Raw genomic sequence first — 16018 nt, forward strand, 5'->3', positions numbered from 1 at the left:
AGCACGTGAAAGGGGAGTCGATCATTATATGATATATGACGATATTATTGCTGTTATAGTTAGTTTTAATGGCCACAAAAAAACAGATATGACAGTTCGCGCCCTTTTGGGGAAGGTTGGACATATTCATATTGTGGACAATGGTTCTGATTTAAAATCCCTTGAGGTCTTGCGGGCTCTAGAGGCCAACCAAGGCGTTTCTGTAACTTACCTGAAGAATAACCGAGGGATTGGTCATGCCTTGAACCTTGGACTAACCTATGCAAAAGATGGAGGCTTTACCTGGATACTCACCATGGACCAGGACAGTCTTATAGATCACGACATGGTCCAAGCCTTTTGTCGAGCTATCCAAACACACCCCGACCTAGCATGTCTCTCGCCCACCGTCATTATTCATGGTGAACACAAGAGAGACCGACGAGATGGCCCTATCAGCTACGCCATAACCTCCGGAAACTTGGTTCGCATGGATGTATTTGAAAGAATAGGTGGCTATAACGAAGAAATGTTCATCGATGCCCTGGATTTTGACTTCTGTCTAAGGGCACGCCAAGCAGGATGGCAAGTCTGGCAAGTTGGCAACGCTTTTTTATATCATGAATTGGGCGACACACATACCGTTCCGAGACCATTTTCGCAATTCTATACACTCCATTCGCCAACCAGGCGCTACTACATGTATAGAAATTTCTTATACCTAGCCAAGGCGCATGCACGGAATTTCCCTCTATTTATCATCAAATCCGCCATTGCACACTTCCTGTTGCTTATCACGATTCTCCTTTTTGAAAAAGAACGGGGGTCTAGTCTGTCAGCCATTTTTCAGGGAGTTGAGGACTTTTTCCATAACAGAATGGGGGCTAAGCCTGAGCCCGTGGATAAGGGCCGCTAAGCCGTTCCTTATGCCATCAAGTAACACTTGACCCAAACCCCGAAAAATGGACCAGGGATGATGTGTAATTCAGGCCTTGGAGGGCATCCTTAGGGGAGCCCAGCCAAGGAGGCAGAGATGCCAAGGAAGGGACATAGCGAGGAGCAGATCGTCTTCGCGTTGAAGCAGGCGGAGAACGGGGCAAAGATCCCTAACATCTGCCGGAAGTTGGGAATTTCAGACCAGACCTTCTACCGGTGGAAGCACCAGTTCGAGGGGCTCGGGGTCTCTGAGCTGCGGGAACTCCGGCAGCTTCGGGACGAGAATGCCCAGCTGAAGCGCCTGGTCGCGGACCTGAGCCTGGACAAGCACATCTTGCAGGAAGTGCTTTCAAAAAAAGTCTGAAGGCCGCGGTGCGACGTTCGCTGGTGGACTGGATCCAAAAGGGCTATGGGTTCAGTGAGCGTCGCGCCTGCGGCCTTGTGAGCATCTGCCGGACAAGCGTCCGGTATAGGCACAGGCGGGACTCGCAAATCCCTTTACGAATGCGGTTGAAGGAACTGGCGGCAGCCCGAGTGCGGTTCGGCTATCGGCGTCTGACGGTGTTACTGCGGCGGGAGGGGTGGCACGTGAATGCGAAACGGGTCTATCGGATCTACAAGGAGGAGGGGCTGATGATCCGCACCAAACTGCGGAAGAAAATCGCACGGAGAAGGCCACTCATCGCAGAACGGGCCAAGGCCCCGAATCAGCGCTGGAGTATGGACTTCGTGGCGGCCCGACTTGATGATGGGAGACCCTTCCGGATCCTGACGGTTGTGGACCAGTTCACGAGGGAATGCGTGGCGATCCGGGGCAAGCCCAGGTTGAATGGCAGCGATGTGGCTGATGCCCTGGACTTGGCGGTTCGGGAGCGGGGCAAGCCCACATCGATCACTGTGGACAACGGAAGAGAATTCGCTGGGAAGGTGATGGACGCCTGGGCAGATGCCAGGGGCGTGCACCTGGCCTTCATTCGGCCAGGGAAGCCCACAGAGAATTCCTTCATTGAGAGTTTCAACGGCAGGCTGAGGGATGAGTGCCTGAACACGGAGATATTCCGGTCCATGGCAGAAATCAGGGGCAAGCTGGCCGCCTGGCGCTACGACTACAATCACCGCAGGCCACACAGCGCACTGGACGACCAGACACCGGCCCAGTTCGCAGCCCAGAATCCCGCGCTCGCGGGAGAATGGCCTGTCCCCTCCAAATAGAGCCAAGCTAAATGTTAAGGTCCACTCCAAAGGAGTCGGATCCAATGAGGACAAGCAAGTTCACCGAGGAGCAGATCGTGGGGCTTCTCAGAGAGGCGGAGAAGGGGGAGCAGACGGTCGATGCCCTCTGCCGGGCCCGTGGGATCACGGCGCAGACCTTCTATCGATGGCGAAAGAAGTATGGCGGAGTCGAGGTTTCCGATGTCCGGCACATGCGGCAGCTTGAGAAGGAGAACGCCCAGCTCAAGCGCCTTCTGGCAGAACGGGAGCTGGATATCGCAGCCCTGAAAACGGTTCTCCGAAAAAAATGAGTGGCGCGTCGCAGCGAAAGGAGGGGGCGGCATACCTGACGGCCACCGGCTTCTCCCAGCGGCGCGCTGCCCGGGCCATGGGCCTGAGCCGTTCCTATGTCCGGTATTCACGCCGGGTGAAACTGGATGGGCTGGACGAGCGGATCGTCCAGCTTGCCCATGCCAACCCCCGCTATGGCCACCGGCGCGTCTGGGCCCTCCTGAGGCGGCTCCAGCTCCGGGTGAACCTGAAACGGGTCCACCGGGTTTTCAAAGCCCATGGCCTCCAGGTCCGGCGGCGTCCCAAAAAGCACCTCCGGACCGGCCAGCATGTGCCGATGAAATCCGGGTATCCCAACCAGGTCTGGTCCTACGACTTCGTCCACGACAGCTGCCTGAACGGCGAGGTCGTGAAGTGCCTGACGCTCACCGACGAGTTTACGAAGGAGGCGTTGGTCATCGAAGTGGCCTCCTCCTTCAAGGCCGAGGAGGTCATGCAGGTCCTCAAACGCTTGTTCCAGACCCGGGGATGGCCCGCATTCCTGCGCAGTGACAACGGCCCCGAGTTCATCGCCCATGACCTCCAGGTCTGGCTGATGGCCACCGGTGCCCAGACCTTCTACATCCCCCCGGGCTCGCCCTGGGCCAACGGCGTGGCCGAGAGCTTCAACAGCAAGTTCCGGGACGAATGCCTGAACATGGAGGCCTTCTCCAGCCTGGCTGAGGCCAAGGTCATCGTCGAAGCCTGGCGCCGTCGCTACAACGAGGAGCGCCCGCACAGCAGCCTGGGCTACCTCACCCCAACCGAGTTCCGCTGCACCATTGAACTGGCTCAGCTCGGTCTCCCTGCGACGGGGGCTCTGCCCCCGGACCCCCGGGATTTATCGCTTTGGGCACCCCCGGTGGAGGCCAACGCCCTGACAGAAAAGGCCAGGGCGTTTCCCCTGGCCAACACCGTCCGGTGCATCTCCGAAGCGCTCAAGTCGCTTCCCAGCGTTGCTCTACCCTCTCCGGAGATGGAAGCCAAGCTACCATCTCCTGGAAGCTCCTGGCCAACCGGCCATTAGCTCTCTCTTTTTCAACCCGACCTTCACATTTAGCCCGGACCTAAATCTGGGAACCGGCCAAGAAGGCCCGCCCCGAGGGGCGGGCCTTCTCCTGCCTGATTCACCCGGTTTGTGTGAGGGCGTATCCTGATTCGACCAACCCGCTCCCAAGGCCTAAAACACTGGCCAAGGGGACCCTCAGAGGTCCTATCTTCCACATTGAACCTGCGATAGAAAACCGGGGCGGATCAGCAGTAGTTGCCGGAATCCAATCTATGTCCGCAACTTGCGTGTAGCGTTTTATAGACTAAATAATCTGAGAAACCCATGTTTGATACTCTTTAATGGAGCCATTTTTTAGGTTGTTATTCAAGTCGATTATATACCAAATCGAAAATATTATTACCATGAAAACCACAACAATGGATGATAGGGTTGACCGCGGTCTTGACTCTGCCAAATTAATAACCAAAATAGCTGAAAAAAAATCGGCTAAAACGACGGCCCGAAAATGCAATAGGGGCATAAATGAACATATAAAAGTCAAGGAGATACAAGCCAAGGATAGCTTAAGTAAAAATCGGTTTTTTGGCCTATTGAACACATTTTTATATCCACCAAAAACATAAAATAATAAATAAATTAAAGGATACAAGAAAAGTTTAGCATACGAAAATAGCCCTAGCTTAGATAACTCTTCCCCCAAGTAGCGAGCTGTCCTTTCAAGCACATACACACCACCAGGTAGAGCAAGCGATGAATTTAAAGAATTTTGTGTGATCTGAGTACTCACCGTGATGGCAACCATCATCATAAAATAAAAGATTTTATCATTTTCGATTTTAACAAACAAGGCGACTAATATAAATACTGAAGAAAAATAGTGCATAGATACGGCCATCAGGAAGACGAGCAGTGTAGTCCACAATAAATTTCTATACAGCGTATAAAAACCTAGTATCAAGAGGGATGATGCAACCGCCCATCTAATCTGAATAAATTCTATTGTTAAATAATGAATGCAAAAATATAAGCATATAGACAAGGCGGCTTGTTTTGAAAGCCTTATCGATATAATTACTTTAATTAAAATCGAACAAAAGACACAAAATAGTGACAGATAATAAAAATCTAGATTGATTGCTTTAAAAATAGAACTAACAACGATATAGCCCGGCTCTCCCCATAGTTGTTTGATTATTTCCGAATTAAGATTTCCAATCGGGGGCACTTCGTTATACATTTCTATGTAGCCAGAAAAATCAGCATCGCAATTCCACCTAAACCCAGCTACAGCAATTACCATTAAAACGATCACCAACAATAAATTCACCATCCATTTATTGTTTTTTGAAAGGTATACAACATACGCAAGAAGTAACGCGACCAAAGGTAATAGGTATATGAGCATTCGCGAAGCATCCTTGGTTGTTGTGTGGTCTTCAACTCTCAGTTCTATCAGTGTCCCATAAGTTGATACAAATTCAAATTTTCTGGCCACTGTTAATTTTGGAACAGCCCTTTATATAAAAATAGTAGAAATAATTTGAAAATTCTGGATTGTGTGTGGCGCTCAATGCATGGTGAGACGAAGCTAGTAGGAAATTCTCAAATCCAACAGCGGGCCTACGTTTTTGTTACCGATAATCCTATTTGGATAAAACCGGGATAATATGCATTTAAATTTCAGCTATAAATCAAAATACACGTGTCATCTATCCCTTTTAAGAACCGTATTCGCGGAAGGTGAAGCATACACCTTAAGGAAGGAATCAATATCTCCGCTTGAAAGCATCGGGGTGGCCTCCACTACTTGTTGGTCGGGCCACTCCCACCATTTCAAATTTAGGAGTTTTTCAATGTCCTCTCCATCAAATCTCTTCCTGACTAATCTCCCTGGAACACCGCCAACAATGGCGTAGGGTTCCACATCCTTAACAATTACACTTCTAGCCATGATAATGGCACCGTCACCAATATGCACGCCAGAAAGGATAGTCACCCCAAGTCCAATCCAGACATCTGATCCGATAACAACATCTCCCTTTGTCGAAGGGGTCCCATCACGACCAGCCCCCGGAAGTCCTAGTTTAATCCGCAGAGGGAAGGTAGATACCCAATGAGTCGGGTGATCACCGCCAAGAAGGATATGAACCTCATCGGCGATTGAGGTGTAGTTGCCAATTATCAATCGAGCTCCATCGGCCCAACTATGAACTATTGGCACACCATATGAGTATCGGCCAATTTCCACAGTCCCTTGACGAATCTGAAGTTTGAATCGCCCATCCAAGACTAGTCGACTAAATGTATTATATACCCACCCTAGAATTAACTTCAACCAATATTTCATAAAGCACTCCTTCAAAAAACCGCTCAGACTCTAATTCATTCCCTTAATTAAATATGTAAAGCACGACTACACCTCTATTAGCGAATGATACTTTTTTATAGCTTAAATTAATTATATGACACCAACAAATCACCATCTTTACACAAATACCACCTAGAATTGTCTTACCAATTACAACTGGCCGGCAGGCACTGATAATACACTTAATGTCGACGAGGGTAAACCACCCCAATTTTGGAAAGAACGTATTCTCTTTCATTTGGCAAAAGAAGCATCTTCCATGCAAAGGCCCCAAACATAACGCCAGCCATCACTGGCGATTCCCATACGTGCTCACCAAATAGTCGTACAGCAGCTCCTTCCAGGACGAGAAGCAGCAGCAATGGTAAAACCGCAATAATCCCAGGCGAAAAAGCCTGTGTGGTGAAAACCTGAAGGGAGACCCCCAGTCGCGAACTCCTCGGAAGGTTAAGCCCTAAATGGAAGGCCACACCGACGGCACCTCCGAGAACTGTTCCCCAGGCCACACCTATTGCACCGAATTTCCACCCCAAAAATGTAGATGCTAATATATTTGAAAATCCCTCAGCCAATGGGCCAAGAATGATTCGACGATGGTCCCCAGCCCCCATGGCCAATAGATTAAACGGAAGCATCGACAAACGAATTACAGTCGCAAGAAGCAGTACACTAAGTATAGGTGAGATCTTCGATGCATAGTCATGGCCAACATACCCGTTAAGTAATATTGGCTTTAAAACACAGTATAACCCTGTAATTATCCCCAGTAGCAGTAGATTCCAGCGAGTAGTGTTTAGAAGCAAGCCCATCAAACGCTTACGATCTCCCTGCGCGTCGAGAGCCGCACCCGCTGGTAAAATGACACTTAGGATGGCGGATTGCGCTCCAACCAGCAGCGTTAATAGGCTGGAGGCAATCGCAAATCCCCCCACGGCAGAGAAATCAAAGCGGGCCACCAGTACCAGATCTAGGCCGCTCACAAGAAGCATTGCGAAATTCCATACACTGAGACTGGTGCAATAATCCATGAGCTCTCTGAATGATTGACTATTCACAAGCTGTTTTGATATCAATAAATTGGGGACATAGTGCTTAATGGCAAATAACAGAGCGCTATAACTCAATATATTAATTCCACCAAAAATTGCACCCATCACCACCAAACCTTTACCCCAAGCAGCAGCCAGAACAAGACCAAGAGCGGTACTAAGACGTCCTACAATAATAATCATGGCGGGTATTTCGTTCCTTTGAAGTCCGACGAAAACTCCATTTAAAACAGAGAATGGAAGCCCAAGTGCCAGCGAGCTACCCACGAGGATGAGAGCTATTTTGGCATTAGCTAGAAGCGAAGCTGGAATTGCCGGAAAAAACAGGGGTAGCATTCCAGATAAAGCAAATATCGCGAAAATACTAATTACAGCTGATCCAGAGAGCAGTGCCACTGCCGTCGAGACAATCTGATTGCGCTGGATTACATCATTTCGAGCATCTGTATGCGCAGTGAATCGCCCCACTGCAGTTTGAAGTCCAAAATTGACAAGCCCCGTATAACCACCAATTTGAAGTAAGAGAGCCCAAACACTGTAAGTGTCCCTATCCAGCAAGCGTACGAGAAACGGTGGCAGTGCGACTGCGAGTAGGGCACCAGCAGCGCCACTTGCTAAATTCGAAACAACATTTCGAATTATGAGCCGTCGATCAAGTGGGTCCGCCATCAATGCGGCGCTGGGCTGATGATTGAATTAAATCCGTGCAAATACCAGCTAACCGTCTTCTGCAATCCTTGCTCAAAAGTCACTTCAGAGTTCCAACCTAATTCACTCTGAACCTTGAAGGCATTAATAGCGTACCGTCGGTCATGCCCGGCACGATCCTGTACGAAAGTCTTGAGACTTCGGCTGGTGCCCTGGGGGCGCCCGAGGTACTGGTCCACCATGTCACATAACAGATCCACCAGGGCCAGATTGGTCTGCTCGTTGTCGCCGCCCACACAGTAGGTCTCACCCGCCACGCCATTCAGCATCACCGTCTCCAGCGCGGAACAATGGTCTTCCACGAACAGCCAGTCCCGGATGTTCAGGCCATCGCCGTAAATGGGGATGGGCTCGCCCTTGGCCATGCGCATGATCGCCAGGGGGATCAGCTTCTCGGGGTGTTGTCGGGGGCCGTAGTTGTTGGAGCAGTTGGTGGTCACCACATCCATGCCGTAGGTGTGGTGGTAGGCGCGCACCAGATGATCGCTGCCAGCCTTGCTGGCGCTGTAGGGGCTGTTGGGCGCGTAGGCCATCTCTTCGTGGAACTTGCCCTCCTCCCCCAGAGAGCCATATACCTCGTCCGTGCTGATGTGCAGGAACCGGCAATCCTTCTGCCCAGCCCAGGCCTGCCGCGCCGCCTCCAGCATGGAGAAAGTCCCCAGCAGGTTGGTTTGGATGAAGGCCGCCGGGCCTGTGATGCTCCGGTCCACATGGCTCTCCGCCGCCAGGTGAAACACCTTGGTGATGTGGTTCGACTCGATCAGGTGCCGCGCCAGCTCCAGGTTCTGGATGTCGCCCACCACCAGCTCCACCCGCTCCAGGCCCTCCAGTTGCTTGGAGTCGGCCGCGTAGGTCAGCTTGTCCAGGACCAGGATCCGATCGCCGGGATGGTTGCGGTGCCAGCGGTGCACCAGGTTGCTGCCGATGAAACCGGCACCGCCGGTGATGAGAATCGTCTCGGGCATCATGCTTCCTTCAAAAGATCGGGTTGGGTCACCACCTGCGCCAGAGCCTCCTGCCAGGGGGGCATCCGGTCGGTCCCGAGCACCTTCCGCCGGCCACCATCCAGCACGGAATAGGCCGGCCGCGTGGCGGGGGTGGGGTAATCAGCGGTGCCGCAGGGGCTCAGGTCCACGTTCAGGCCCTTGGCCTCAAAGATCGCCTGGGCGAAGCCATGCCACGTGGTCTCGCCCTGGCAGGTGGCATGCACCAGACCCTGCCACGCTTCGGCCACGGCCATTTTCAGCTGACCTGCCAGCGCCCGGCAGGTGGTCGGTGCGCCCCGCTGGTCATCCACCACCCGCAGCGCCCGGCCCTGGGCCGCGGCATTGAGCATGGTGTTCAGGAAGTTCTTCCCCCAGGCATCGTAGAGCCAGCTGGTGCGGGCGATCAGGTGCTTCGGGCACCGCGCCGCCTGGCGCTCGCCCTCGAGCTTGGTGCGGCCATAGACCGACACGGGGTTCGTTGGGTCATCCTCTCGGTAGGGCCGCGTGCCCGTGCCATCGAAGACATAGTCCGTGCTGACCTGCACCAGCCGGGCATCCACAGCCTCGCAGGCCTCCGCCAGCCAGCCCACCGCCGTGGCATTGATGAGTTGCGCCAGGTCGGCCTCGGACTCGCAGCGGTCCACCTGGGTGAAGGCCGCGCAGTTGATCAGCACCTCGGGCCGCACCTCGACCACCACTCGCTGAATGGACTCCCGCCGGCTCAGGTCCAGCACGGATTCATCCGGAATGACGAGCTCATGCTCCGCCCAGATCAGGCGGATGGCCTGGGCCAGCTGTCCGGCCCCGCCGGTGACGAGGACCCGCATCAGGCGTGCACCCGGCGAGCCCGCTCATCCTTCACGAACGGGTTGTTGGGATCATCCTCGTGGCGGATCTCGTCGATGGGTTCCAGCTTGCCCTTGCCCATAAACAGCCGGTCCGGGCAGTTGATGACGAAGCCCGGCTCATGGCTGATGCAGCGGTAGCAGTGCACCACGCCCTTGGGGATGATGGCCGAGCCCGGGTTGTTCACCCCCATGGCCACTTCTATCCGGTTGCAGTAGGTGGGGCTGTCCGGGCGGTTGTCCCACAGGGTGAGCTTGAAATCCCCGGGCCCCACCCAGCAGAACAGGTCTGCCTGGTCCACGTGCTCGTGGGGCCCCCGCAGCACGCCGGGATTCGTCACGCTCACGTAAGACATCTCGGGCCGGAACCACTCGGGCAGCTCGTCGTGGCGGAAGATCTCCGCCAGCCAGCCGCGCTCATCCACGAACTTGCGGAAGGACGTGATCACCACGCCCTCGATAGGGCCCTTCCTGAATTCCATGCCTAGCTCCTGCCCGTGGACTGGGGAAAGGGGGTCGTCTCCTTGATCGCCAGTTCATTGGCGTGGGCCAGGCTCGGGAAGGTGCCCGCGTCCGTCCACCAGCCCTGGAAGGTACCCGAGGTCATCTGGCCCCGCTCAATGTAGGCGTTGTTCACATCCGTGATTTCCATCTCGCCGCGGCCAGAGGGCTTCACCGTGCGGATGATATCGAAGACCGTCGCGTCGTAGAAGTAGATGCCCGTCACCGAGAGGTTCGACTTCGGTGCCTCGGGCTTCTCCTCGATGCCCAGGACCTTGCCACCCTTCACCTCCGCCACCCCATAGCGCTGGGGGTCCTCCACGGGCTTCAGCAGGATGCGCGCACCCTTGCCCTGCTTTTCGAAGGCCTCGGCCTCCGGCTTCAGGCTGTCCTGGAAGATGTTGTCGCCCAGAATCACGCAGACCGGCGAGCCCCCCGCGAAGTTCTCCGCCAGCCCCAACGCCTGCGCGATGCCGCCGGCCTCGTCCTGCACCTTGTAGGTGAAGCGGCAACCAAAGTCCTTGCCCGAACCCATCAGCGCCACTACATCGCCCATGTGCTCGGTGCCGGTCACGATGAGGATTTCCTCGATCCCCGCCTCCTTAAGTTTCCAAAGGGGATGCCAGATCATCGGCGCCTGCCCCACTGGCAGCAAATGTTTATTTGTCACTTTGGTCAGCGGGAAAAGACGGGAACCCGTCCCCCCAGCGAGGACTACACCCTTCATTGCGACTCCCGAACAGAAGCGTCTGACTCATCATCAGCCAGGATCCTGGCTTTGACCCACTCACGATTCAACCATACCCAACCGCTTGCCCCCACAAGCACCGCCACCAGAATAACGATGACCGATCTCGCTGGTTTGCTCTTCTCGATCGGCAGATTACCCGGGTCTAGGATGTTTAAAATGGGGACGTCATTCTTCTCTTCCAGAAGGGCCTGTTCCCTATTCATCGCAAGCGTGGTGACCAACTGCTGGCGAAGACGCAGTTCCGTTTCCAGACGGGTGCCCTTCAATCGCACAGCCGGATCGGCACTATTGAGATAATTGCGGTTACCCTCCAGGAACCGGCGAAAGAGGCCTTCAGCCTCGTCCATCTCTCCACGAGCGTCCTTCAACCGCGCTTCCGCAAAAGCCGCCTTCGCGCCTCCCCTTGTTCGCCCCTTCTCCTGCAGGAAGATTTCAAGGAGCTTGCCGGCCTTCTGGACAATGCGCTGGGAGAGTTCGGGAGATTTGGTTTCCGCACTGATCAAGATGACCTTGGACTTCAAATCCCGGGAGGAAGTAAGAATTTCACTCAGTTCCTTGAGTGCCCTATCCATGTTTTTTTGGTCCATATAGGAATACAGCGAGCAGGTTTCCAGTTTTTCTGCTCCAAACCGCCATGAGCGCGTATGGAACTGGAACTCTGTTTGCAACAACTGCTCTCGGAGCCAGCGGCTGTTGAGAACATCCACAAAATTGGCATCACTGCTATCTCCGCCAGGTACGCTCACTCCAAAGGCTGCCGCAGCACTGGCGAGTCCGCCCAGATTGCCGCCAAGCCCCTTTGATTCCACCGGCAGCAAACGGACTTCCGACTTATAGTAGTTCGGCAAAAAAAGGGTGACCACAACCGCCACCAGTCCCGCCCCAAACGCCCACCTGATGGGCTTTTTCAGGCTGGCTTTCAGATCGAATGGGGGGGATTCGAGTGTCTGCTGCATAAGGGAATAGATTATCAGATTTGCGGAGATTTGCCCTGTAACCCATCTATCGCAAAGAGGCACAGCCAGCGGATTCCCACCATAAGAACGGCCCGACAAAGCGGGCCGTTCTTATGGTTCAGGCTATCGGCTACAAATCTTCGCCGTCAATCTCGGTCATGCCCTGCAGTTCTTCCACGTGCTGGGCCATGCGGGCGTATTCGTCGTCGAAGTCTTCGCCGCCCTGGAATTCGTTGAGACTCGGCTCGGGGTACTCGCCCTCCTCGATGTCGAGGTTCCGGTAGTGGGCCATGCCCGTGCCGGCCGGGATCAGGCGGCCCAGGATGACGTTCTCCTTGAGGCCGCGCAGGTAGTCGACGCGGCCTTCCAGCGCGGCCTCGGTGAGGACGCGGGTGGTTTCCTGGAAGCTGGCGGCAGAGATGAAGCTCTCGGAGGTGAGCGCGGCCTTGGTGATGCCGAGCAACAGGGGCTCGCAGGTGGCGGGGGCACCACCATCCTTGATGGCCTGCTCGTTGATCTCCTTGAAGCGGTGCTTGTCGACCTTCTCCTCGACGATGAGCGGGGTATCGCCCACGTCGGTGATGAGGACCCAGCGCATCATCTGGCGGATGATCACCTCGATGTGCTTGTCGTTGATGACCACGCCCTGGGCCCGGTAGACCTCCTGCACCTCGTTGACGAGGAAGGCCTGGAGGGCGCGATCGCCCTGGACCTTGAGCAGATCGTGGGGGCTGACGGCACCTTCAGTCAGCTTCTCGCCGGCGCGGATTTCATCGCCGTCCTGAACCTGGATGTGCTTGCCGCGGGGGATGAGGTATTCACCCTTCTCGCCGGTTTCCGCCTCGACCACAACCTTCTGGTTGCCGCGGACGCGGTTGCCATACTTCGCGATGCCGGTGACCTCGCTGATGATGGCGGGTTCCTTCGGCTTGCGGCCTTCGAAGAGCTCCGTCACACGCGGCAGGCCGCCCGTGATGTCGCTGGTCTTGGCCTGCTGGCGGCTGGTCTTGGCGATGACGTCGCCGGGCAGCAGTTCCTGGCCCTCTTCCACTTCGATGTAGGCGCCGGTGGGGATGTTGTAGCGCTTGAGCACCTTGTGGTTGTCCCCCTTGATGTTGATGTGGGGGTGGATCTTGTCATCGGTGGGATCGATGACCTTCTTGCGGAAGTTGCCGGAAATCGGATCCTTCTCTTCCTGGTAGGAGACGTTGACTTCGAATTCCTTGAAGTCCGCCACACCGCCCACTTCCGTGAGCAGCACGTCGTTGTAGGGATCCCACTCGGCGAGCACCGTGCGAGGCTCGACCGCCTCCTTGTCCTTGACGCGGAGGATGGCGCCGGAGGTGATCTTGTAGCGCTCACGCTCGTTGCCGTCCTCGTCAGTCACCAGCAGGTAGCCGTTGCGCGTGAGGGCCACGGTCTCGCCCTTGCGGTTGACGACGGTCTTCTTCTGGTCCTTGGTGTTGTCCAGGCCCTCGTACTTCACGATGCCCGCGATCTGAGCCTCGTGCGTGCTCTTCTCGGAGGTGCGGCTGGCCGCGCCACCGACGTGGAAGGTGCGCATCGTGAGCTGGGTGCCGGGCTCGCCGATGGACTGGGCGGCGATGACGCCAACCGCCTCGCCGAGATCCACCAGGCGACCGGAACTCAGGTTCAGGCCATAGCACTTGGCGCAGATGCCGCGGCGGGCTTCGCAAGTGAGGGTGGAGCGGATCTTCACCTTGGTGATGCCGCTGGTCTCGATGGTGAAGGCCAGTTCCTCGGAGATGAGGGTGCCGGCGGGCGCAATGATCTTGGCGGCATCGTAGGGATCCACGATGTCGTCGAGACAGACGCGGCCCATGATGCGGTCGCGCAGGCGGGAACGGATGGTGCCGTCGCTGTTGACGATGGCTTCCACTTCGATGCCGCCGATGGTTTCGCAGTCATCCTCGTTGACGATGACATCCTGGGCCACGTCCACCAGCTTGCGGGTGAGGTAGCCCGAGTCGGCCGTCTTCAACGCGGTATCCGCGAGTCCCTTGCGGGCGCCGTGGGTCGAGATGAAGTAGTCCAGAACGCTCAGGCCTTCCTTGAAGTTGGCCGTGATGGGCGTTTCGATGATGTCGCCGCTGGGGCGGGCCATGAGGCCGCGCATACCGGCCACCTGGCGGATCTGGGTCTTTGAACCGCGGGCGCCGGAGTCAGCGAGAATGTAGATGGAATTGAGGAATTTGCCGGTCTCGTTCCGCTTTTCCAGTTCCTTCATCATGTCGCCGGCCACCTGGTCGCTGGTCTTGCCCCAGACTTCCAGGATGCGGTTGTAGCGGGTCGAAGCATCCAAGCGGCCTTCGTAGGATTCCTTCTCGATGGCGCGCACTTCGTCCGAAGCGCCCTTGAGCAGCTTGGCCTTGGTGTCGGGCACCACGAGATCGTCGATGCCCACGGACACGCCCGCGCGCATGGCCCACTGGAAACCGGTGTCCTTCATGGCATCCAGCATGCGGATGGTCACTTCAGGGCCATTCAGCTTGTAGGCCCTGTTCACGAGGGAGAGCAGGCCCTCCTTCTTGAGCAGGCCGTTGATGAAGGGCACTTCCTCAGGCAGCGCGCGGTTGAAGAGCACGCGGCCCACGGTGGTGGTCTTGAGCTGGCTGTTCACGGTCTCGGCGGGAGCCTCGAAGACTTCCTGCTCGGAGTTCTTCTTGGGGTCCTTCGCGTGCCAGGCCTCGGTGTCCACCCACTCGCCCGTGTGGCGGATCTGGATGATGGCGTGGGTATCCACCACGCCCGCCTCGTGAGCCGCCACCACGTCGTTGACGTTGGCGAAGACCATGCCCTCGCCCTTGCGGCCGACGCGCTTCTTGGTGAGGTAGTAGCCGCCCAGCACGATGTCCTGGGAGGGCACCACGTTGGGACGGCCGTTGGCGGGGTTGAGGATGTTCTGCGTGGACATCATCAGCACCTTGGCCTCGATCTGGGCCATGGGGCTGAGGGGCACGTGCACGGCCATCTGGTCGCCGTCGAAGTCGGCGTTGAAGGCGGTGCAGACGAGCGGGTGCAGTCGGATGGCCTTGCCCTCGACGAGCACCGGCTGGAAGGCCTGAATGCCGAGGCGGTGGAGGGTCGGCGCGCGGTTCAGCAGGACCGGGTGATCCTTGATGACTTCCTCGAGGACATCCCAGACTTCAGGACGACCCTCTTCCACCATTTCCTTGGCCTGGCGGATGGTGGCCGCGTAGCCCTTGTGCTCGAGTCGGTTGAAGATGAAGGGCTTGAAGAGCTCGAGCGCCATCTTCTTGGGCAGGCCGCACTGGTGCAGCTTGAGGTCAGGCCCCACCACGATGACGGAACGGCCCGAGTAGTCCACGCGCTTGCCGAGCAGGTTCTGGCGGAACCGACCCTGCTTGCCCTTGAGGGCGTCGCTGAGGGACTTCAGGGGGCGGTTGCTCACGCCACGGAGGAGACGGCCGCGCTTGCCGTTTTCAAAGAGAGCATCCACAGCCTCCTGCAGCATGCGCTTTTCATTGCGCACGATGACATCGGGAGCCTTCAGTTCCAGGAGCTTCTTGAGGCGGTTGTTGCGGTTGATGACGCGACGGTAGAGGTCGTTCAGGTCGGAGGTGGCGAAGCGGCCGCCGTCGAGGGGCACCAGGGGGCGCAGCTCGGGGGGCAGCACGGGCACCACGTCGAGAATCATCCACTCGGGCTTGTTGCCCGAGCGGTGGAAGGATTCCGCCACCTTGAGGCGCTTGGCGACCTTGCTGCGCTTCTGGCTAGAGGTCTCCTTCTTCATGAGGTCGCGAAGCTCGATGGTGAGAGCTTCGATGTCAACCTGCTTGAGCAATTCCTTGATGGCTTCGGCGCCCATCTGGGCTTTGAAGCCTTCGCCGAACTGGCTGCGGAACTCGCGGTACTTGTCCTCGTTGAGGATCTCGCCTTCCTTCAGGGTGGTGCCGCCGCTCTCGGTGACCGTGTAGGCCTCGAAGTAGAGCACGCGCTCCAGATCCTTCAGGGGGATGTCCAGCAGGTAGCCGATGCGGCTGGGGACACCCTTGAAGAACCACACATGACTGACGGGGCTCGCCAGCTGGATGTGGCCCATGCGTTCGCGGCGCACCGACTTCTTGGTGACTTCCACGCCGCACTTGTCGCAGGTGACGCCTTTGAACTTCTGACGCTTGTACTTGCCGCACAGGCATTCCCAGTCGTTCACGGGGCCGAAGATGCGGGCGCAGAAGAGGCCGTCGCGCTCGGGCTTCAGGCTGCGGTAGTTGATGGTTTCGGGCTTGGTGACTTCGCCCTTGGACCAGGAACGCATCTTGTCCGGGCTGGCCAGCGACACCCGGATGCACTCGTAGGCGTTGATGTTCTGTTGCTCAGGAAACATGGGGACCTCTCAGGAT

Annotated in this window: 13 protein-coding genes; 4 read left to right on the top strand and 9 right to left on the bottom strand. The window is 56.4% G+C overall.

Going from position 1 to position 16018, the window contains the following annotated elements:
• Positions 1-28 precede the first annotated feature (28 nt).
• From Q9293_RS16535 to Q9293_RS16550, 4 genes are all read left to right on the top strand, one after another.
• On the top strand, positions 29-895 hold the full coding sequence (locus Q9293_RS16535) for a glycosyltransferase (protein ID WP_306248424.1): 867 nt from the start codon (positions 29-31) through the stop codon (positions 893-895).
• A gap of 117 nt (positions 896-1012) precedes the next feature.
• A protein-coding gene (locus Q9293_RS16540) for an IS3 family transposase (RefSeq protein WP_372342168.1) occupies positions 1013-2127 on the top strand; the annotation gives its coding sequence in 2 pieces (ribosomal slippage) (positions 1013-1274 and positions 1274-2127; 1116 coding nt in all).
• Between the two features lie 44 nt (positions 2128-2171).
• The gene (locus Q9293_RS16545) at positions 2172-2438 is read left to right on the top strand and encodes a transposase (RefSeq protein ID WP_306246057.1); all 267 of its coding nucleotides are present in this window, start codon (positions 2172-2174) and stop codon (positions 2436-2438) included.
• Positions 2435-3484 (top strand): IS3 family transposase, encoded by a 1050-nt coding sequence (locus Q9293_RS16550; protein WP_306246055.1) that lies wholly within the window; start codon positions 2435-2437, stop codon positions 3482-3484. The genes Q9293_RS16545 and Q9293_RS16550 overlap by 4 nt, the downstream gene beginning before the upstream one ends.
• A gap of 286 nt (positions 3485-3770) precedes the next feature.
• Here the strand turns inward: Q9293_RS16550 and Q9293_RS16555 are convergent, their stop codons facing one another.
• The 9 genes from Q9293_RS16555 to rpoC all read right to left on the bottom strand — a co-directional run bounded on the left by Q9293_RS16555 (position 3771) and on the right by rpoC (position 16002).
• Positions 3771-4781, bottom strand: a complete 1011-nt coding sequence (locus Q9293_RS16555; RefSeq protein WP_306252448.1) for an EpsG family protein — start codon at positions 4779-4781, stop codon at positions 3771-3773.
• A gap of 393 nt (positions 4782-5174) precedes the next feature.
• Positions 5175-5654, bottom strand: coding sequence for a CatB-related O-acetyltransferase (locus Q9293_RS16560; protein ID WP_306248429.1), 480 nt, complete (start codon positions 5652-5654; stop codon positions 5175-5177).
• Between the two features lie 365 nt (positions 5655-6019).
• Entirely contained in the window at positions 6020-7444 is a 1425-nt protein-coding gene (locus Q9293_RS16565) for a lipopolysaccharide biosynthesis protein (RefSeq protein WP_306248431.1), read from the bottom strand.
• Between the two features lie 110 nt (positions 7445-7554).
• Positions 7555-8562: a dTDP-glucose 4,6-dehydratase gene (gene rfbB / locus Q9293_RS16570; protein WP_306248433.1), complete on the bottom strand. Its 1008-nt coding sequence runs from the start codon at positions 8560-8562 to the stop codon at positions 7555-7557.
• Entirely contained in the window at positions 8559-9407 is an 849-nt protein-coding gene (rfbD, locus tag Q9293_RS16575; protein ID WP_306248435.1) for a dTDP-4-dehydrorhamnose reductase, read from the bottom strand. Before rfbD ends, rfbB begins: the two co-directional genes overlap by 4 nt.
• Complete coding sequence (locus tag Q9293_RS16580) at positions 9407-9907, bottom strand: dTDP-4-dehydrorhamnose 3,5-epimerase family protein (protein ID WP_306248437.1); 501 nt, start codon at positions 9905-9907, stop codon at positions 9407-9409. Before Q9293_RS16580 ends, rfbD begins: the two co-directional genes overlap by 1 nt.
• A gap of 2 nt (positions 9908-9909) precedes the next feature.
• A complete protein-coding gene (locus tag Q9293_RS16585) occupies positions 9910-10653 on the bottom strand; it encodes a sugar phosphate nucleotidyltransferase (RefSeq protein ID WP_306248439.1) in 744 nt (247 codons plus the stop codon).
• The gene (locus Q9293_RS16590; protein WP_306248441.1) at positions 10650-11633 is read right to left on the bottom strand and encodes a hypothetical protein; all 984 of its coding nucleotides are present in this window, start codon (positions 11631-11633) and stop codon (positions 10650-10652) included. Before Q9293_RS16590 ends, Q9293_RS16585 begins: the two co-directional genes overlap by 4 nt.
• A gap of 130 nt (positions 11634-11763) precedes the next feature.
• Positions 11764-16002 (bottom strand): DNA-directed RNA polymerase subunit beta', encoded by a 4239-nt coding sequence (gene rpoC / locus Q9293_RS16595; protein WP_306248443.1) that lies wholly within the window; start codon positions 16000-16002, stop codon positions 11764-11766.
• Between the last annotated feature and the right edge of the window lie 16 nt (positions 16003-16018).

The organism is Geothrix sp. PMB-07 (assembly GCF_030758935.1).
Taxonomy (GTDB): Bacteria; Acidobacteriota; Holophagae; order Holophagales; family Holophagaceae; genus Geothrix.